Raw genomic sequence first — 18598 nt, forward strand, 5'->3', positions numbered from 1 at the left:
GGCGCGGGGCGCGCGCGCGGGGGGTCTCGCGCCGGGCGTTGGTGTGGGGGGGGGGGGGGCGGTCCTGGCGGCGCCTCGCCCCCACCAACACCCCCCTCGGCTCGTGACCGGCCGACCGCTCAGTCGGATCCTCCGGCCGGGGTCTCCGGCGGGGTGACCCAGGGATCCGGTTCGTCGAGCCAGTGGATCTCGATCCGGGCTTCACCGTCGAACCGGATCCCCCGGTTGCCCTTCGACACGACAATTCGTCGCACCAGGAGCCTGATCAACTCCCGTCGAAGTCCGTGACCGGCCGTCGCCCAGGCGCTCCGGATGCTGGCGTCCTCCAACAGCCAGGAGACCTCGAGCCGCTTCGGAGTCGCCGCTGCCACCCGTTCCTTCGCGACGAGCAGCGCCGCGCGCGCCTCCGCCTGTAGCTTGGGGAGATGGGTGTCGAAGGGCGGGTCGAAGAACCCGTCGGCCTGCTGCTGGGCCAAGCGCTGGACTACCCCTTCCGCAGCCGCGAGCGCGGCCACCGCGTCGGCGAGCTTCTCCGCGGTCTCCGGCTGCTGGTAGCCGCTCCACCGCTCGGCGGCGATGAGCAGCAGAGGGTCGTCGATGTCGGCTCCGTTCAGCCTGGCAAACCACGCCTCGACCACCCAGTCCTCGAGACCTGGCGCCTGATGCAGCCCGGAGCCGGGCAGTCCTGCCAGGCTCGGTGGCGGTTGCAGAACTGGTTCATTCCGTGAGCGGATGCGGCTCCGCGACAGCCCGCGCACCGCGTCGCGTCGGTCAGCAGATGACGCTTGCGGTTGTCCACTGCCTCCCGGCCGGCGAAGTTCCCTCCGGTGAGCTTTTGCCTTGCTCGTTCGGCGAGTTCGCGCGGGATGGGCTCGGCGCCGTCGGCCCAGACCCGCACCCGGTTCCCGTTCTCGTCCCGGTACGGGATCGGGTCACGCGGCTTGTTCGGGTGTTTGACCGTCTGCCAGCCCTCGTAGACGGGATTGTGGATCATGTAGGAGATCGTCGACACCGCCCGTTCCCCGCCCTGGGGCGACGGGACGGGATTCGGCCCGGAGTTCAGCCCCCTGCAGAGCAGGCGCCCGCTTATCCCGTCGGCGACACTGCGGAAGACGTGCAGGACGATCGGCCAGAAGGCCCCGTTGGTCAGCTTGCGGTCCTTGGTCGCCTCGACCCCGTGGGGCGGGCGGTTCGACCACTGGCCGTTCCTCAGCTGGTTCTTCTTGGTGACCCTGATGTTGTCGCTGAGTCGCTCCGAGTACTCCCGCGCCTGCTCGGCCCGGTCGGTGATCCATCGCCGGTCGTTGGGGTCCGAGCTGTCGAGTCGCTCCCAGTGGAAGATGACCCGGGCCTTCCCCAGCACCGGGCCGATGTCATCGATGCCCTTGCGCGTGAAGCGGTCGAGAGCGAAGCACCACAGGGCGGGCACCTCGTCATCGAGCACCGCGGCGAGGGCGTTGTCGAATCCGGGGCGGGCGACGTCCGACCAGGCCGACAGGCTGTCGACCCAGACCCGCCGGACACGGTAGCGGTTCCGCACGGCCCACTCGCGCCCCTCGGCCTCCTGGGCGCGGATGGAGGTGATGTCCCGCTTGTCGCCCTCCCGCACGACCTTGGACTTGCGAAGGTAGAGATCGACCTCGGGCCAGTCGGCCGGGTCCGTCGAGGGGCTCATGGTCGGTGGTTCATGGTGGTACGCGGGCATGGGACCGGATCCTCCGGGTGGACCGCGATTGGGTGCGGCCGTCGAATGAAAGTAGGTTCGACGGACTCCAGTTCGCTCAAGCCGCTCCAGGACGTCCAGGGCCCGTTCCGCTGGATCCCCAGCAGGGTGACCCTCCGGCCGTACCTGGACATCTGGCACACCGTGCCGCTCGGCCGCTACCTCGTCAACTCGCTCGTCGTCGCCGGTGGTTCGACCGTCTGCTCGGTGCTGGTGGCGGTGCTCGCCGGGTACGCGGTGAGCCGCTACCGCTTCCGCGGGCGGCGGCTGTTCACCGTCACCGTGTTGTCCACCCAGATGTTCCCGGGCATCCTGTTCCTGCTGCCGCTGTTCCTCCTCCTCGTCAACGTCCGCAACGCCACCGGGCTGCCCCTGTACGGCAGTCGGGGCGGGCTGATCCTCACCTACCTGACCTTCTCGCTGCCGTTCTCGATCTGGATGCTGGTCGGGTACTTCGACTCCATCCCCCCGCGACCTGGACGAAGCCGCCCTGGTGGACGGCTGCGGTCCGGTGCGGGCCCTGGTGCGGGTCATCGTCCCGGCGGCCCGACCGGGCATCGTGGCGGTCGCGGTGTACGCCTTCATGACCGCGTGGGGCGAGGTGCTCTTCGCCTCCGTCCTCACCGACGACCGGACCCGCACGCTGGCCGTCGGCCTCCAGGGCTACGCGACCCTCAACGACGTCCACTGGAACCAGGTGATGGCCGCCTCCCTGGTGGTGAGCGTGCCCGTCGTCGCCGGGTTCCTCCTGCTCCAGCGCTTCCTGGTGGCCGGGCTGACCGCCGGAGCCGTCAAATGACCGGACCGACCGGACCCCTGTCCCCCCGCCCGCCGAAAGGCCGTCCCATGACCGACCTCAGCGCCCTGCCCGCCGACTTCCTGTTCGGGGCCGCCACCGCCGCCTACCAGATCGAGGGCGCGGCGAACGCCGACGGCCGCGCGCCGTCCATCTGGGACACCTTCTCGCACACCCCCGGCCGGATCGCCGGCGGCGACACCGGCGACACCGCCTGCGACCACTACCACCGCTGGCCCGAGGACATCGCCCTGATGCGCTCCCTCGGGCTGGACGCCTACCGCTTCTCCGTCGCCTGGCCGCGGGTGGTGCCGCTGGCCGACGGCCGGGTCAACCCGGCGGGCCTGGACTTCTACGACCGGCTCGTCGACGGCCTCCTCGACGCCGGCATCGTGCCCTTCCCGACGCTCTACCACTGGGACCTCCCGCAGGCCCAGCAGGACCGCGGCGGCTGGCCCGCCCGCTGCACCGCCGAACGCTTCGCCGACTACGCGGCCGTGGTCGGCGAACGGCTCGGTGACCGGGTCACCCACTGGGCCACCCTCAACGAGCCCCTGTGCTCCGCCTGGATCGGGCACCTCGACGGCACGATGGCACCCGGTGTCACCGACCTCACCGCGGCGGTCCGGGCCTCCTTCCACCTCCACCTCGGCCACGGCCTGGCCGTGCGGGCGCTGCGGGCCACCGTGCCCGGCGCGCGGATCGGCATCGTCAACAACCTCAGCCCGATCGAGCCCGCGAGCGGTTCGCCGGCCGACCGGGCCGCCGCCGCCCGGGCCGACGGCCACGTCAACCGCTGGTGGCTCGACCCCGTCCTCGGCCGCGGCTACCCGGCCGACATGCGGGCCGAGTACGGCGTCGACCTGCCCGAACGCGCGGGCGACCTGGAGCTGATCGCCGCGCCGCTCGACTGGCTCGGCCTCAACTACTACTTCCGGCAGATCGTCGCCGACGACCCGGGCGGCCCGGCCCCCCGGTTCCGCCAGCTGCCCGGCCCGAACCGGCGCCACACCGCCATGCCCTGGGAGGTCCACGCGCCGGGCCTCGAACAGCTGCTGCTGCGGCTGACCCACGACTACGGTGTGCGGCGGATCTTCGTCACCGAGAACGGCTCCGCCTACCCCGACACCGTCGCGCCCGACGGCAGCGTGGACGACCCCGAGCGCGGCGACTACCTCCGGGAGCACCTGGCGGCCTGCGCCCGGGCCGCCGCCCGGGGAGCGGGACCGGCGGGGTACTTCGCCTGGTCCCTGCTGGACAACTTCGAGTGGGCGTACGGCTACGACAAGCGGTTCGGCCTGGTCCACGTCGACTACCCGACCCAGCGGCGCACCGTGAAGAGCAGCGGGCTGCACTACGCCGAGCTGATCGCCGCCCACCGGGGCCGGGAGCCGCAGCAGCCGGACCGACACGGCCGTTCGGGTCGGTTCCCGGCGTCGAACGGTTGACGGTCTCCGGGGGTGGGACGGGTGACTGGTCGTCGACCGCCTTCCGAGCGAAGGGGGCGGGCGACGGGCCGCCCCGCTCCCGTCCCCTCCCCCGGTGAGGAGCACCCGTGCAGGAACCCCCCGTGGATCCGGCTGCCGCGCCCGGCCCTCAGCCCGGCCCTCAGCCCGCCCCGCATTCCGGCCCGCATTCCGGCCCGCAGCCCGCCCCGGACGACGGTCACTACGGCACCGGGCTCTTCGCCCCCGACAGGAGCGGCGAGGGGGAACGCATCGACTACGGCGCCCTGGCCTACGACGCGGTGACCCGGGCCCGGCTGACCGCCCTGGGCGTCGGCCCGGGGTGGCGCTGCCTGGACGTGGGCGCCGGCACCGGGACGATCAGCCGCTGGCTGGCCGAGGAGGCCGGTGCCGACGAGGTGCTGGCCCTGGACCGGGACCCGCGCTTCGTGGACGCCCGCCCGGTCGACCGGCTGCGCACCACGGCCGCGGACATCACCGATCCGGCGCTGGCACCCGGCCGGTTCGACCTGGTGCACTGCCGGTTCGTGCTGATGCACCTGCCCGGGCACGCGCAGGTGCTGGCGCGCCTGGCCGACTGGGTGACGCCCGGCGGCTGGCTGGTCGTCGGCGACGCCGTCGACCTGACCACGGCGGACTCGCCGCAGGCCGTCTACCGGCGGACCATGGCCGCCATGTGGCAGGCGCTGCACCGGCGGATCGGCACCGACACCGGCTGGGTGACCCGCTATCCGCACCTGCTGCGGGGGCTGGGCCTGCGGGAGGTCGGCGCCGAGGTCCACGTGCCGCCGCTGACCCCCGGCGCTCCCGTCACCGCCTTCTGGCGCGAGACCTGGCTCAGCATGCGCGACGCCCTGGAGGCCGACGGCGGCCTCGCGCCCGGGGAACTCGACCGGGCCCTCGCCTACCTCTCCTCCCCCGAGCTCGCCGACCTCTCCCCCGGCCTGATCACCGCCTGGGGGCGCCGCCCGGCCGCGCGGTCCTGAGCCGGCGTCCCGACCGGGGCGCTGCCGCGCCTCAGGGCACCCGGGTGTCCGTGGTCAGCGCCGTCAACAGGGGCCCCAGGAACCGCCGTTCGAGTCTGCCCGGCGGCAGCTGCTCGGGCTCCACGTAGCTCTGGGCCAGGCCGCCCTCGCGGATCGCGATCAGCAGCCGGGCGACCTCGTCGGGGTCCGCGGTGAGGGTGCGGCCGGCCCGGGCCAGGTGGTCGGTGAGGGCGCGGGCGAGCTGGGCGCGCAGCCGGGCGTCGTGCCGGGCGAGCACCCAGGCGGCCTGCGGGTCACGGATGGCGTGCAGGGTGAACTCGGTGGTGACCAGGTACCAGTCGCGTTCGGCCGGTTCGACCTCGCAGAGGACCTCGACCAGCGCGTGCACGGTGAGGTCCTCGGTGGCGATCGAGTCGACCAGTTCGGTCATCCGCGCGAGGATCCGGTCGCTGTGCGCGTCGAACAGCGCGAGGAACAGCTCCTCCTTGCTGCTGAAGTTGGAGTAGAACGCGCCCCGGGTGTAGCCGGCCCGCTCGCAGATCTGCTCGATGGTGGCGGCGCGGAACCCGTGTTCGGCGAAGGTCTCCAGTGCGGCCTGGAGCAGTGCCGCACGGGTGCGCGGTCGTCGCTTGGTCTCACCCTTGGGCATCGGCGGCATCCCGGTCCACTCGGTTCACTCGGTTCACCCTGCTCGGTCGGATCCATCGGATCCCTCGGATCCGCACGCGTGTCGCCCGGATCCGCACGCGGATCGGATCCATTGTCGTATCGGATACAGCATTGTATCTTCTGGGGCCATGAGCACCCCACCGCCTTCCGGCGCGGGCACCCCGCTGCCCGCCTCGCTCGCCGCCGCCGTCGGACCGCTGCCCGCCGGAGTCACCCTGCCGCTGCCGCCGAGCTTCGAGTCGGTGGCCGCCGAACGCCAGTACCGCAAGGAGCAACTGGCCGCCGGATTCCGGCTGTTCGGCCGGTTCGGCTTCTCCGAAGGGGTCGCCGGGCACATCACCGTGCGCGACCCGGAGCACCCCGACCGGTTCTGGGTGAACCCGTTCGGGATGCCCTTCGGCATGATCAAGGCCTCGGACCTGCTCCTGGTCGACCACGAGGGCACCCTGCTGCACGGCAGCCGGCCGGTGAACCGGGCCGCGTTCGTGATCCACTCCCAGGTGCACGCGGCCCGCCCCGACGCGATCGCGGCCGCCCACGCGCACTCGCTGCACGGGAAGGCCTTCTCCAGCCTCGGCATCAGGCTCGACCCGCTCACCCAGGACGCCTGCGCGTTCTTCGAGGACCACGGGCTGTACAGCGACTACCGCGGCGTGGTGAACGAGGTCGACGAGGGCAAGCGGATCGCGGCCGCGCTCGGCGCGCACAAGGCGGTGATCCTGCAGAACCACGGGCTGCTGACGGTCGGCGGGTCGGTCGCCGAGGCGGTCTGGTGGTTCGTCACGATGGAGCGCTCCTGCCAGGCCCAGCTGCTCGCCATGGCGGCCGGCACCCCGAAGCACATCGACCGGGAGACGGCGCTGATCACCCGCGGACAGGTCGGCAGCGGACTGGCCGGCTGGTTCCAGGCGCAGCCGCTCTTCGAGCAGATCGGCGCGACCGACCCGGACCTGGCCGGCTGACCCGGCCCACCCGGACCGACTCGGCCCCACCCGGCCCCACGCCACTGGGCCACCGGGCCACCGGGCCACCCGCACCCGCACCCGCACCCGCACCCGCACCCGCCGACCACACCCACCCGCCACGAGCCGCACCAGCCGGCCGCCGGAAGGACGTCACCAGTGAACAGGGCACCGCGGATCGCGGTCTTCGGCGCCGGCAGCATCGGCTGCCACCTCGGGGGCATGCTGGCCGCCGCGGCGGACGTCACGCTGATCGGCCGGCCGGCGCCGATGGCCGCCGTCGAACGGGACGGGCTGACCCTGAGCGGTCCGGGCCGCGCCCGGCGGGAGGTGCGCGGGCTGACCGTCGCCACCGGCGCGGCCGCGGCGGCGTCGGCGGACTACGTGCTGGTGACCGTCAAGTCCGCCGACACCCGGGCGGCCGGGCGCGAGCTGGCGGGCCGGCTGGCGCCCGGCGCGGTCGTGATCAGCTTCCAGAACGGCCTGCACAACCCCGAGGAGCTGCGGGCCGGGCTGCCGGCCCACCGGGTGCTCGCCGGGATGGTCCCGTACAACGTCGTGCGCAGCGGCCCGGCCGCCGTCCACCAGGGCAGCGGCGGTGCGCTCCTGGTCGAGGACGCCCCGCAGGCGCGCCGGTTCGCGGCGGCGGCCCGGGCCGGCGGGCTCGCGCTGGCGCTGCACCCGGACATGCCCGGCGTGCAGGCCGCGAAGCTGCTGATGAACCTGAACAACGCGGTGAACGCCCTGTCCGGACGGCCGCTGCGCGAGGAGCTCGGCGCCCGGGCGTACCGTGCCTGTCTGGCCCGGTGCCAGCGGGAGGCGCTCGCGGCCTTCCGGGCGGCGGGCATCGCGCCCGCCCGGCTGGGTCCGCTGCCGCCGCGCTGGATGCCCCGGGTGCTGGGGCTGCCCGACGTGCTGTTCCGGCGGGTGGCGGCCGCCGCCCTGCGGATCGACGCCCGGGCCCGCTCGTCCATGTGGGAGGACCTGGAGCGGGGGCGTCCGACGGAGGTCGACGCGCTGCAGGGCGAGGTGATCGCGCTCGCCGCCCGGCACGGTCTGCCGGCGCCGGCCAACGCCCGGCTGGCGGCGCTGGTCCGCGAGGCAGAGCGGGCGGGTCCGGGCGGGGCGCGGCGGTGGTCGGGGCCGGAGCTGCTGGCGGCGCTCGACGCACCCGATCCTTGACAAGCTCAACCTTTCAGGCCTAGCGTCGCCACCGTTGTTTCATGCGATGAACCATCGGGCGCACCCGCCGTCCCGAGGCGCCGCGAGGCCCGCATCCCCGGAGAGCACCTTCATGACCCCCCACGACCACGGCACGGCCGTCGCCGCCGAGACCGCCCGCTTCGTCGCCGCCGTGCAGCAGGCCGACCCGTCGCTCCCGGTGCCCGGCTGCCCCGGCTGGACCCTCGCCGACCTGGTCCGCCACGCCGGCAGCGTGCAGCGCTGGTTCACCGTGCTGCTGCGGCAGCGGATCCAGGAGCCGCCGCGCAGCCGCGACGTCGACCTGCGGCTGCCCGAGCGGCCGGAGGACTACCCGGCCTGGCTGGCCGAGTCCGCCGAGCTGGCCGCCGACGCGTTCACCGACCTCGACGCGCCGATGTGGGCCTGGGGCGCCGACCAGCACGCCCGGTTCTGGGTGCGCCGGATGCTGTTCGAGACCCTGGTCCACCGGGTCGACGCCGAACTCGCGCTCGGCCTGACGCCGGTCGTCGACCCGGCCCTGGCCGCCGACGGCGTGGCCGAGTTCCTGACCAACCTGCCCTTCGCCGCCCTCTTCGCGCCCGGGACCGCCGAACTGCGCGGCGCGGACCGGACGATCCGCTTCGGCCGCACCGACGGCGAGGGCGACTGGCTGGTCCGGCTGCGCCCCGACGGCTTCGGCCTCGACCCGGACGGCGCCGGCGCCACCGCCGACGCCACCGTCCGGGCCACCGCCGCCGACCTGCTGTTCCTGCTCTACGGGCGGATCGACCGCACCGCCGACGGGGTCGAGGTCTCCGGGGACGACGAGCTGCTGACCCACTGGTTCGCCCACTCCGCCTTCTGACCCCGCCCGGACCGCACGCCCGCCCCGCGGGACGCCGGCGGCCCGGCCGCGCCGGGAACGGTCAGGCCCCGGTTCCCGCCCCCGCTTCCAGTGCCCGGGCGATGGGCAGGGTGTCGGAGGTCTGCCGCAGCTGGGTGATCCGGCCGTCCCGCAGGGTGAAGAAGTGGGCGAACCGCGAGGTCACCGGCACCCCTCCGGCCGTCCGGCCGACGTAGCGGCCGAGCACGATGACTTGGTCGCCGTCCTCGTAGTACGCGTCACCGACGCACCCGAACTCGCGGAAGTCGGCGAGGAAGGGGAAGAAGTCACCGAGGATGCGGTCCAGCCCCTCGTACACGCCGCCCCGGGGGAAGCCCTCCGTCACGTCCCACCGGGCGTCCTCGGCGACGACCGACCGGATCACCTCCAGGTCGCCCCTGGCACCGTAGAAGCGCCGCACGACGTCGACCTGCGGGGAGTCGGCCACGGTGGAGGTCCTCTCGACGGGCGGAACGTGCCTGACGGTACGTCAAGAACGCTACCGCCCGCGACGGGTGGCGGGTGGCCGAACCGCGCGGTCGCCGCCCGGCCGCCGGCAGGGCGCCGCCCCCCCCCCCCCGGGTGCGGGAGGGGGGGGGGGGGGGCGGCGCCGGTCTCAGCCGGCCAGGAAGCGCTCCCGGTGCACCTGCGCCGGGGGGACGCCGCCGAGCAGCGCGGCCCGCAGGACGGCGTCGACCAGGGGCGGCGGCCCGCAGACGTACACGTCCGGGGCGACGCCGCCGAGTCCGGGCAGCGCGGCGGCGAACAGGTCCGCCGGGGTGCCGGTCGGGCCGGACCAGCCGGGGCCCGGTTTCCAGACGCAGACGTCGTACCGGAATCCCGGCAACTCCTCTGCCACGGCGGCGAGTTCGCGAACCCCGAAGACGTCCTGCGGTTCGTTGACACCGAGGAAGAGCCGGGCCGGCTGCGGGTCCTGCCACTCGGCCATCCGGCGGACCATCGCCAGCAGCGGGGCCAGGCCGGTGCCGCCGGCCACGAACCAGCGCGGGCGCAGCCCGGTCTCCCGCAGCCCGAAGGCTCCCTGCGGCCCGTGCACGGTGAGCCGGTCGCCGGGACGGGCCCGGTCGGCGAGGTACGAGGAGAACCGCCCGCCCTCTCGGAGCCGGACGTAGAACTCCAGCCGCCCCTCCCAGTTGCCGGTACCGGCGAGCGAGTAGGCCCGCTTCGCCTCGTCGTCCGGGGCCTGGAGTTCCATGAACTGGCCCGGGTCGAACTGGCAGTCCGGCTCGCCGTCGAGGCGCAGTTCGAGCCGCACGGTGTCCTGCGCGACCGGTTCGAGCGCCGTGACGACGGCCGTCCGGACGGGGATTGCGCCGTGGAGGATCCGGGACTGCTCGTACGGCAGGGTGGCGGCCAGCGGCCCGCACGGGAAGGTGCGGCACAGCAGCACGTCGCCGCGCGCGCGTTCGTCCGCCGGGAGGGCCTGCTCGCTGTACGCGCCCAGCTCGTACGCTCCGTCGGTGACGGAGGCGTGGCACGAGCCGCAGGTGCCCTGCCGGCAGGAGGCCGGCAGGGTGGCGCCGGCCTCGGCCGCGGCCTCCAGCACGCTGGTGCCCCGGGCGCACGGGAACTCCAGGCGTCCGCCGTCGGCGGTGGTGAGGAGCACCTGGTCCGCTTCGGGGGTGCTCACGACGCCGTCCGCTCCAGCGCCGCGGCCAGGTCGGCGGTCGGGTCGCCGGTGACCCTCAGGCCGAAGCGCTCGACCAGGCCGTCGACCAGCGCGGGGGTGAGGAAGCCGGGCAGCGAGGGGCCGAGGTGGATGTCGCGGATGCCGAGCGCGAGCAGGGTGAGCAGCACGGCGACCGCCTTCTGCTCGGTCCAGGCGAGCGCCAGGGTCAGCGGCAGGTCGTTGACCCCGCACTCGAAGGCGTCGGCCAGCGCCGTCGCGATCCTGATGGCGGAGTAGGTGTCGTTGCACTGCCCGAGGTCCAGCAGCCGCGGGATGCCGTCGATGTCGCCGAACTCGTGCCCGTTGAAGCGGTACTTGGCGCAGCCGAGGGTGAGCAGCACGCTGTCCCGGGGCGCGCCGAGCGCGAACTCGGTGTAGTAGTCGCGGCCCGGGGTGGGGCCGTCGCAGCCGCCGATCAGGAAGAAGTGCCGGATCGCGCCCCGGCGGACCGCGTCGACGACCTGGTCGGCAACCGCGAGGACGGCGTCGCGGCCGAAGCCGACGGTGATGAACCGTTCCTCGGCCGGGGTCTGCGGGAAACCCGGCAGGGCCTTGGCGGCCTGGATCAGCGGGGCGAAGTCGTGGCCGGTGAGGTGGCGGACGCCGGGCCAGCCGACCGGTCCGGCGGTGAAGATCCGGCGGCGGTAGCTGACGTGCGGTTCGATGATGCAGTTGGAGGTCATCAGGACCGGGCCGGGGAAAGCGGCGAACTCCCGCTGCTGGTCCTGCCAGGCGCCGCCGTAGTTGCCGGCCAGGTGCGGGTACGCCTTGAGCAGGGGGTAGGCGTGCGCGGGGAGCATCTCGCCGTGGGTGTAGACGTTGATGCCCTGGTCCTTCGTCTGCTCCAGCAGGGCCTCCAGGTCGCCCAGGTCGTGGCCGCTGACCAGGATCGCCTTGCCGGCGACCGGGGTGGTGCGGACGGCGGTGGGCTGCTGGGCGCCGAAGGTGCCGGTGTTGGCGGCGTCGAGCAGTTCGATCGCCGCGAGGTTCAGCCGGCCGAGGCCGACGGCGCGTTCCAGCAGTTCGGCGGGGTCGGTCGGTGCGCCGGCCAGGTAGGCCAGGGCGTCCTCCACGCCGCCGGAGACCTCGGTGCTGTGCCGGCCGAGCACGTGGGCGTGGTGGGCGTAGGCGCAGATGCCCTTCAGGGCGTACAGGTGGAGCGAGCGGAGCCCGACGACGTCCGGTCCGACCAGGTCGAGTCCGGTGTCCACGCGGAAGTCCTGTGCCTGGCGGGCGAGTTCGGCGGGGTTCGCACCGGGGGTCCAGGCTGCGGGGCCGGTCGGCGGCTGCGGCTCGTGGCCGGCGGCGCGCGCGGCGCGCTCGTACCCGGCTCTGACCCGGTCGCGGACGGCGACGGCCTCCTGGATCAGGACGGCGAAGCGGGTCGGGTTGAAGTTGACGTTGGTGAGCGTGGTGAAGACCGCGTAGCGGATGAAGGCCGACGCGTCGTCGTCCGGGGTGCCGAGGGCGCGCGCCTTCGCGGCGTACTGGGCGATGCCCTCGACCGCGTGGACCAGCAGGTCCTGGAGGTCCGACGTGGCGGAATCCTTGCCGCAGTTGCCGATCGGGCCGGCGCAGCCGGGGGTGGTGCCGGTGCGGTCGGTCTGTTCGCACTGGTAGCAGAACATGCGGGTCCTCCGGGACTCGTGGGGCGTCGTGCCGGGCGGGCTCCGGGGGGCCGTCCGGCGGCTCCTCCAGGATGGGATCGGGCCGTGACGGCGCCCAGGGTCGGACGGCCCGGTCACCCGGGACCGGTGGTCCCGCCGGTCACCGGGACGGCGCGTCCTCCGGACCCGCCTCGCCGCCCGCCCAGGCGCGGTACGCGGCCACCGCTGTCGGCAGGGTGGGGAAGATGCGGTCGGCGCCGACGGACTCGCTGAGGCCGTACGCGTCGAGCTCGTCGCGCAGGTCCTGCTTGACCCGGGCCAGGGCGAACACGACGCCGCGGGCGTCGAGTTCGAGCCGCAGGGCGTCGAGCGAGTCCAGCGCGGTGATGTCCACCTCGACGTTCGCCTCGGTGTTGAGGACGAACCACCCGACCGGCTCGCGCTGTTCGGCCAGGGCGGCGAGCGCGCGGCGCCGGAGGTCCTCCGCGTTGGCGAAGAACAGCGGGGAGTCGTAGCGGTAGACCAGCAGGCCGGGGACGGTCCGCGCCTCGGGGTAGTCGTCGACGTCGTGCATCCCGGCGACGCCGGGCACCACCCCGAGCACCGCGTCGTGCGGCCGCGCGACCCGGCTGAGCAGCTCGATCACCGACAGCCCCACCGCGACCAGGACGCCGTACAGGATGTCCAGGCTCAGCACGCCGATCGTGCAGCCGAGCGCCAGCAGCAGTTCGCGGCGCCGGAAGGAGGCCAGCCGGCGGAAGCCGGCGAGGTCGATCATCCGCAGCGCCGCGAACACGACCAGGGCGCCGAGCACCGCGTCCGGGGTGTCGTGCAGCAGCGGGCTGAGGAACAGCAGCACGGCGAGGACGCCGACGCCGGCCGCGAGCGCGTACACCTGGGTCCGGCCGCCGGCCGACTGGGCCAGGGCGGTCCGGCTGGCGCTGCTGCTCACCGGGAAGCCCTGGAAGAAGCCGGCGCCGAGGTTGGCGGTGCCGAGACCCAGCAGTTCCTGGTTGGCGTCCAGCCGCTGTTCCTGCCCGGAGTCCTCGAAGGCGCGGGCGGTGAGGATGAAGTCGGTGTAGCCGACCAGCAGGATGCCCAGTGCGGGCAGCACCAGCTTGTCGAGCCGGCTCAGGTCCGGCAGCGCGGGGCGGGGCAGCCCGGCCGGGATGTCGCCGATCACCGCGAGGCCGTGGTCCTGGAGCGAGAACGCCGCCGAGACCGCGGTGCCGAGCACGACGGCCAGCAGCGGGCCGGGCAGCCGCGGGAGGAAGCGGGCCACCAGGAGGAGGAAGAGCAGGGTCGCGACGCTGAAGGCGACCGTCGGCAGGTGCACCTCGGTGATGTCCGACGCGAACGACACCAGCTGCGGGAAGAAGCCCTCCCCCTTGATGTCGATCCCGGTGAGCTTGGACAGCTGGTCCACGATCATGATCAGTGCCACGCCCGCGAGGTAGCCGATCAGCACCGGCCGGGAGAGCAGATCGGCGACGAAGCCCAGCCTGGCCAGCCAGGCGAGCACGCACAGCACGCCGACCACCACCGCCAGGCTCGCGGCCAGGCTCGCGTAGAGGCCGGTGTCGCCGCCGGCCAGCGGCCCGACCACGGTCGCGGTCATCAGCGCCGTGGTCGACTCGGGCCCGACCGACAGCAGGCGGGACGAGCCGACGAGGGCGTAGAGGACGATCGCGGGCAGGATGGCCCACAGTCCGGTCACCGGCGGCAGGCCCGCCACGCTCCCGTACGCCATGACCTGGGGCACCAGGTAGGCGACCACGGTGGCACCGGCCAGCAGGTCGCCGCGCAGCCAGTCCCGCCGGTAGCCGCGCAGCACCGCGAGCCCCGGCAGGGCCGGCACGAAACGGTGCCGGCCGTCGGTGCTGCCACGGACGGCGCCCGGCTCCGGCGGGGGATCCGGGAGCGCCGTCACGGACGGTCGGCGGTCGCCGCGGCGCCGTCGGCGGCCGGCGACCGGCGGGCCAGGGCCTTGCCCAGCTCCCACAGCAGCAGGAGCGCGACGGCGGCCAGCACGGCCCAGCCGAACTGCCGGGCGCTGATGTCGGTGGTGCCGAGGAGGCGGTGGAACGCGTCCATCTGGGTGACCAGCACCGCGAGGACGAACTCGCCCAGGGCCGCCCGGTTCATCTGCTTGCTGTCGAAGGTGCGGACGGTCAGCGCCGTGCCGCGCTCGCTGCGGCATTCGAAGGCCGCCACGATCAGACAGAGCGCGAAGGCGGTGAACGCGATCGAGTTGCCGACGGCCGCGCTGTGGTAGTGCGCCTCGCCGAGCTTGGTCAGCCCGAGCAGGGCGACCGTGACGACCAGCCCGGCGAGCCCGACGGTGACCATGACGGGCTTGGTCAGCACCGTCTCCCCGCGCGGGCGCGGGGTGCGCCGCATCAGGCCGGGGCTCTCCCGGTCGAACCCCAGGGCGAAGCCGAACGGGGCGTTGACCACGAAGTGCACCCACAGGACCTGCGCCGGGGTGAACGGCTCACCGGCGGCGATGTTCAGGAGCGCCGCCCCGAGGAACGTCAGCACGAACGTCACCAGCAGCACCAGGACGAACCGGATGTACTTGGTGAGGTTGTCGTAGAGCTTCCGGCCCTCCTCCACGGCGTAGACGATGGTGGCGAAGTTGTCGTCGGCGAGGACCATGCGACTGGCGTTCTTCGCCGCGTCGGTGCCGCTGCCCATCGCGATGCCGATGTCGGCGGCCTTGATGGCCGGGGCGTCGTTGACGCCGTCGCCGGTCATCGCGACCACGTCGCCCTTCTTCTTCAGCGTGTCGGCGAGCAGCACCTTGTGCTCGGGGGCGACCCGGCCGACCACGCCGATGCCGTCGATCCGGGCCAGCCGCTCGTGCTCCGGCAGGGCGGCGAAGTCGGCGCCGAGGACGGCCTCGCCGTCGATGCCGAGCTGCCGGGCGATGGCCGCACCGGTGGTGACGTCGTCGCCGGTCACCATCCGGACCCGGATGTGGGCGGCCTGCGCGCTGGCGACCGCGGCCCGGGACTCCTCCCGCGGCGGGTCGACCATGCCCACCAGGCTGGTCACCCGCAGGTCCCGCACGAGCGCCAGCAGGTCGCCGTCCGGGTCGAACTCCGCCGGGTCGAGGTCGCGGACGGCCCCGGCCATCACCCGCAGTCCTTCGCCGCCCATCCGCTCGGCCTGCGCTTGGGCGCGCCCGCTGAGGTCCGCGTCCCAGGGGACGACCGCGCCGTCCGCGACGGCGGCGCCGGCGCGGGACGTCACCGCGGGGGCCGCGCCCTTCACGAAGCACCGCACCACCGGCCGGCCGTCGGCGTCCTTCGCCTCGTTGAACGTGGCCATCAGCTTGTAGGTGGGGTCGAACGGCAGGGTGGCGAGCCGGGGGAAGCGCTCCCGGGTGGCCTCGATGTCCAGCCCGGCCTTGTGGCCGAGGACGAGCAGGGCGCCCTCGGTCGGGTCGCCGACGACCTCGCCGTCGACCAGCTTGGCGTCGTTGGCGACCAGGTAGGGCAGGACGGCCTCCTCGATGCTCGCGGCGGAGCCCACGGCGTGGTGGATCCGCCCGTCGAGCCGGTAGCCGGTGCCCGAGACGGTGTAGCGGTCGGTGGGGCTCAGCACCTCCACGACCGTCATCTGGTTCATCGTCAGGGTGCCGGTCTTGTCCGAGTTGATGGCCGAGGTGAAGCCGAGCGTCTCGACGGACGGCAGTTCCTTCACGATCGCGTTCCGTTTGGCCAGGTTGAGGCTGCCGACGGACAGGATCACCTGGCTGACCGTCGGCAGCGCCTCGGGGATGGCCGCGATGGCCAGCGAGACCGCGCTGACGAAGAGGGCGTCCCAGGCCTGGTCGCGGCTGCGGCCCAGCACGAACATCACCACCATGGTCAGACCGGCCGCCGACGCGATCCACAGCGTCAGCGTGTCGAGCTCCTTGGTGAGCGGCGACTGCTCCTTCTCGGTCGCCGACAGCATCCCGGAGATCTTGCCCAGTTCGGTCCCGGCGCCCGTCCCGGTGATGACGAGCAGTCCGCTGCCGTGGGTGACCGGGGTGTCCATGAACGCCATGTCGGTCTGGTCGCCCGGGGACAGCGGCCCGGCCGGCAGGGTGGCGACGTCCTTGGCGGCGGGGACGCTCTCGCCGGTCAGCGCCGACTCGTCGATCTGCAGCGCGCTGGCCTCGACGATCCGCCCGTCCGCCGGGACCTCGTCGCCCGCCCGGACGAGCACCACGTCGCCCACGACCAGCTGTTCGGCCGGGATCTCCGCCTCCGTGCCGTCCCGCCGCACCCGCGCGGTGGTCTTCATCATCGACCTGAGCGCGTTCATCGCGCTCTCGGCCTTGCCCTCCTGGCGCAGGCCGATCACCGCGTTGAAGAGGGTCAGGACGATCAGCAGGACCGCGGTGGTCCACTCCTTGATCGCCAGCGACACCACCGCCGCGGCCACCAGGATGATCTGCATGTAGCTGCGGTACTGGTCGAGGAAGCGCAGCCAGTCCGGCCTCGCCTTCTCCTCCGGCAGCGCGTTCGGCCCGTGCGCGGCGAGCAGTTCGGCCGCCCGGGCCGAGCTGAGCCCGGTCGCCGGGTCCACCCCGAGCGCGGCCGCGACCTCCCGGGGAGAACGCGCGTACCAGGGGTCAGGGGGCTCCTGCGGTCCCGGCAGGTCGGCCTGCTCCGACATCTTCACTCCTCAACGTCCGGGAACTCAACGTCCGGGAACGGGCCGGTGGGGTCCGGGAAGGCGCCGGCGGGACTCGCCGGTGCGGTCCGGGGGCCCGCGGTGCGTCAGTCGGTCCGGTGCTTCGCCGCGTAGGGGTCGCGCGCGGCTCCCCTGGGGGCCTCCCGCTCCAGGCGGCGCTTGGCGGCGAGGAGGTCCTTCCGGACCGCGTCGTCGACCTCGGGGTACTGCGGATCGATCCCGATCAGGGTGTGCGCGAGCACCGCCGCCGCACAGATCCGCGCGAACCACTTCCGGTCGGCCGGCACCACGTACCAAGGCGCCCACGGCGTGCTCGTCGCCGACAGCATGTCGGAGAACGCCTCCTGGTAGTCGTCCCACCGCTCGCGCTCGCGGATGTCGGCCGCGGAGAACTTCCAGTTCTTCTCCGGCAGGTCGATCCGCTTCAGGAACCGGGTGCGCTGCGCCTCCTTGGAGAGGTTCAGGAAGACCTTCACCACCTTGATCCCGTTGTCGGTGAGGTAGCGCTCCCAGTCGTTGATCTCCCGGTAGCGGCGGTGCCAGACCTTGTGGCCCTTCGCCTCCGCGGGGAGCTTCTGCCGGTCCAGGTTCTCCGGGTGGACCCGGACCACCAGGACCTCCTCGTAGTGCGAGCGGTTGAAGATCCCGATCTCGCCGCGCGAGGGGAGCCGCTGCGCGTACCGCCACAGGTAGTCGTGGTCGAGCTCCTCCGCGGACGGCACCTTGAAGCCGCTCACGTGGACGCCCTGCGGGTTGACCCCGCTCATGACGTGCCGGATCGTCCCGTCCTTGCCGCCGGCGTCGAGCGCCTGGAGGCAGAGCAGCACCCCGTAGGTGTCCTGGGCGGCCAGCCGCGCCTGGTACTCCGACAGCAGCGAGACGCCGGTGCGCAGCAGTTCGACACCGTCGCGCTTCTTCATGCCCGCTTTGTACCGGGGGTCGAAGTCCTCCGCGAGGTCCACCCGCGATCCCGGTTCCACCCGCAACGGCTTGACGAACTTCGCGATGCGCTTGGCCGTCCGTCGATCCGACATCGCCCTACCACGTCCTCTCCCGGAGAGTGCTACGTGCCACGCTGTGGCACGCGGGTGACCGCGGCAATCCGGCGGCGTCCTTCCGGGTCCGCCGGGCCGGCCGTGCGACGGCCCGGGCGCGGAGGTGCGCGACGGCTGTCCGGTGGAACGGCCCCTCGGCGGCCCGGGGTCGCTCCACCGGAGCCGGTGTGTGGCGGGGCCCGGGGTCCGGGCCGACGATGGGGCTGCCGTGCATTCCCCTGCGATCGGAGGCCGTGATGGCGACCCTGACGGTATGGCGCTTCCCCACCGCGACCGGGGCCGACGAGGCCCTCGACACCCTGAAGAAGCTGCAGCGCCAGGAGCTGATCAAGGTCCAGGACGGCGCCGTGGTCGCCTGGCCGGACGGCGCCAAGAAGCCCAGGACCCGCCACCTGAGCGACATGACCGGCATGGGGGCGCTGGGCGGCGCCTTCTGGGGCTTCCTGCTCGGGCTGGTCTTCTTCGTGCCGGTCCTCGGCGCAGCGGTGGGTGCGGCCGGCGGCGCCCTGGGGGGCCACCTCGCGCACCTGGGACTCGACGAGGACTTCGTCAAGCGGCTGCGGGAGAAGGTGACGCCCGGCACCTCCGCGCTGTTCGTCCTCAGCACGGACGCCGTGCTCGACGCCGTCCGGTCCGCGTTCGGGGGCCTGCACGCCGAACTCCTGGAGACGAACCTCTCCGAGGAGGAGGAGGCCCGGCTGCGGGAGGCGTTCACCGAGGGCGAGTGAGGTCCCGGCCCACCAGGGGCGGGTGAAGTCCCGGCCCACGGGGGCCGGCGTGGGGGGGGGGGGGGGGGGGCGCCCCCGCCCCCCCGGCCCCCCCCCCGCCCCCCCCCCCCCCCCCCGGGGGGGGGGGGCGGCGGGGGGGGGGGCGCCGCGCGCGGCCGGCGC

Annotated in this window: 15 protein-coding genes and 1 pseudogene; 7 read left to right on the forward strand and 9 right to left on the reverse strand. The window is 73.7% G+C overall.

Going from position 1 to position 18598, the window contains the following annotated elements:
* Window positions 1–119: 119 nt before the first annotated feature.
* Window positions 120–638 carry a hypothetical protein gene (locus tag ACFV0O_RS02925; protein WP_380335486.1) on the reverse strand — a complete coding sequence of 173 codons (519 nt, stop codon included), beginning with the start codon at window positions 636–638 and terminating at the stop codon, window positions 120–122.
* A complete protein-coding gene (locus ACFV0O_RS02930) occupies window positions 611–1675 on the reverse strand; it encodes a recombinase family protein (RefSeq protein ID WP_380335489.1) in 1065 nt (354 codons plus the stop codon). The genes ACFV0O_RS02925 and ACFV0O_RS02930 overlap by 28 nt, the downstream gene beginning before the upstream one ends.
* Before the next feature lie 96 nt (window positions 1676–1771).
* On the opposite strand from ACFV0O_RS02930, the pseudogene ACFV0O_RS02935 reads away from it, so the two are divergent.
* From ACFV0O_RS02935 to ACFV0O_RS02945, 3 genes and pseudogenes are all read left to right on the forward strand, one after another.
* Window positions 1772–2522: pseudogene (locus tag ACFV0O_RS02935) on the forward strand (carbohydrate ABC transporter permease); the annotation flags it as partial.
* Window positions 2523–2569: 47 nt separating this feature from the next.
* On the forward strand, window positions 2570–3967 hold the full coding sequence (locus ACFV0O_RS02940; RefSeq protein WP_380335492.1) for a GH1 family beta-glucosidase: 1398 nt from the start codon (window positions 2570–2572) through the stop codon (window positions 3965–3967).
* Between the two features lie 107 nt (window positions 3968–4074).
* Window positions 4075–4971: a class I SAM-dependent methyltransferase gene (locus ACFV0O_RS02945; RefSeq protein WP_380335495.1), complete on the forward strand. Its 897-nt coding sequence runs from the start codon at window positions 4075–4077 to the stop codon at window positions 4969–4971.
* Window positions 4972–5002: 31 nt separating this feature from the next.
* Here ACFV0O_RS02945 and ACFV0O_RS02950 read toward each other — a convergent pair whose 3' ends face one another.
* Complete coding sequence (locus ACFV0O_RS02950; RefSeq protein WP_380335498.1) at window positions 5003–5620, reverse strand: TetR/AcrR family transcriptional regulator; 618 nt, start codon at window positions 5618–5620, stop codon at window positions 5003–5005.
* A 148-nt stretch (window positions 5621–5768) separates the two neighbouring features.
* Here ACFV0O_RS02950 and ACFV0O_RS02955 point away from each other — a divergent pair, with 148 nt between their 5' ends.
* From ACFV0O_RS02955 to ACFV0O_RS02965, 3 genes are all read left to right on the forward strand, one after another.
* Complete coding sequence (locus ACFV0O_RS02955) at window positions 5769–6602, forward strand: class II aldolase/adducin family protein (RefSeq protein WP_380335501.1); 834 nt, start codon at window positions 5769–5771, stop codon at window positions 6600–6602.
* Between the two features lie 222 nt (window positions 6603–6824).
* Window positions 6825–7784 carry a 2-dehydropantoate 2-reductase gene (locus ACFV0O_RS02960; protein WP_380336015.1) on the forward strand — a complete coding sequence of 320 codons (960 nt, stop codon included), beginning with the start codon at window positions 6825–6827 and terminating at the stop codon, window positions 7782–7784.
* A gap of 112 nt (window positions 7785–7896) precedes the next feature.
* Window positions 7897–8649, forward strand: a complete 753-nt coding sequence (locus tag ACFV0O_RS02965) for a maleylpyruvate isomerase family mycothiol-dependent enzyme (RefSeq protein WP_380335503.1) — start codon at window positions 7897–7899, stop codon at window positions 8647–8649.
* A gap of 61 nt (window positions 8650–8710) precedes the next feature.
* Here ACFV0O_RS02965 and ACFV0O_RS02970 read toward each other — a convergent pair whose 3' ends face one another.
* The 6 genes from ACFV0O_RS02970 to ACFV0O_RS02995 all read right to left on the reverse strand — a co-directional run bounded on the left by ACFV0O_RS02970 (window position 8711) and on the right by ACFV0O_RS02995 (window position 17687).
* Window positions 8711–9115, reverse strand: a complete 405-nt coding sequence (locus tag ACFV0O_RS02970) for a nuclear transport factor 2 family protein (protein WP_380335506.1) — start codon at window positions 9113–9115, stop codon at window positions 8711–8713.
* 168 nt (window positions 9116–9283) lie between these two features.
* A complete protein-coding gene (locus ACFV0O_RS02975; RefSeq protein ID WP_380335508.1) occupies window positions 9284–10318 on the reverse strand; it encodes a 2Fe-2S iron-sulfur cluster-binding protein in 1035 nt (344 codons plus the stop codon).
* Complete coding sequence (hcp, locus tag ACFV0O_RS02980) at window positions 10315–11985, reverse strand: hydroxylamine reductase (RefSeq protein WP_380335511.1); 1671 nt, start codon at window positions 11983–11985, stop codon at window positions 10315–10317. Before hcp ends, ACFV0O_RS02975 begins: the two co-directional genes overlap by 4 nt.
* Before the next feature lie 139 nt (window positions 11986–12124).
* The gene (locus ACFV0O_RS02985; protein ID WP_380335513.1) at window positions 12125–13822 is read right to left on the reverse strand and encodes a SulP family inorganic anion transporter; all 1698 of its coding nucleotides are present in this window, start codon (window positions 13820–13822) and stop codon (window positions 12125–12127) included.
* A gap of 68 nt (window positions 13823–13890) precedes the next feature.
* Window positions 13891–16635 carry a cation-translocating P-type ATPase gene (locus ACFV0O_RS02990; RefSeq protein ID WP_380335516.1) on the reverse strand — a complete coding sequence of 915 codons (2745 nt, stop codon included), beginning with the start codon at window positions 16633–16635 and terminating at the stop codon, window positions 13891–13893.
* Between the two features lie 104 nt (window positions 16636–16739).
* Window positions 16740–17687, reverse strand: coding sequence for a polyphosphate kinase 2 family protein (locus ACFV0O_RS02995; protein ID WP_380335519.1), 948 nt, complete (start codon window positions 17685–17687; stop codon window positions 16740–16742).
* Window positions 17688–17944: 257 nt separating this feature from the next.
* Between ACFV0O_RS02995 and ACFV0O_RS03000 the strand changes: the two genes are divergently transcribed.
* Window positions 17945–18436, forward strand: a complete 492-nt coding sequence (locus ACFV0O_RS03000) for a DUF1269 domain-containing protein (RefSeq protein ID WP_360265775.1) — start codon at window positions 17945–17947, stop codon at window positions 18434–18436.
* Window positions 18437–18598 lie beyond the last annotated feature (162 nt).

Origin of the sequence: Kitasatospora sp. NPDC059577 (assembly GCF_042735475.1) — a bacterium.
In the GTDB taxonomy this organism is placed as follows: Bacteria; Actinomycetota; Actinomycetes; order Streptomycetales; family Streptomycetaceae; genus Kitasatospora.

Coding starts and splice junctions, on each gene's coding strand:
- ACFV0O_RS02930 (WP_380335489.1), bottom strand. CDS start 1,675: ATGAGCCCCTCGACGGACCCGGCCGACTGGCCCGAGGTCGATCTCTAC.
- ACFV0O_RS02940 (WP_380335492.1), top strand. CDS start 2,570: ATGACCGACCTCAGCGCCCTGCCCGCCGACTTCCTGTTCGGGGCCGCC.
- ACFV0O_RS02950 (WP_380335498.1), bottom strand. CDS start 5,620: ATGCCCAAGGGTGAGACCAAGCGACGACCGCGCACCCGTGCGGCACTG.
- ACFV0O_RS02955 (WP_380335501.1), top strand. CDS start 5,769: ATGAGCACCCCACCGCCTTCCGGCGCGGGCACCCCGCTGCCCGCCTCG.
- ACFV0O_RS02960 (WP_380336015.1), top strand. CDS start 6,825: ATGCTGGCCGCCGCGGCGGACGTCACGCTGATCGGCCGGCCGGCGCCG.
- ACFV0O_RS02965 (WP_380335503.1), top strand. CDS start 7,897: ATGACCCCCCACGACCACGGCACGGCCGTCGCCGCCGAGACCGCCCGC.
- hcp (WP_380335511.1), bottom strand. CDS start 11,985: ATGTTCTGCTACCAGTGCGAACAGACCGACCGCACCGGCACCACCCCC.
- ACFV0O_RS02990 (WP_380335516.1), bottom strand. CDS start 16,635: ATGTCGGAGCAGGCCGACCTGCCGGGACCGCAGGAGCCCCCTGACCCC.
- ACFV0O_RS02995 (WP_380335519.1), bottom strand. CDS start 17,687: ATGTCGGATCGACGGACGGCCAAGCGCATCGCGAAGTTCGTCAAGCCG.
- ACFV0O_RS03000 (WP_360265775.1), top strand. CDS start 17,945: ATGGCGACCCTGACGGTATGGCGCTTCCCCACCGCGACCGGGGCCGAC.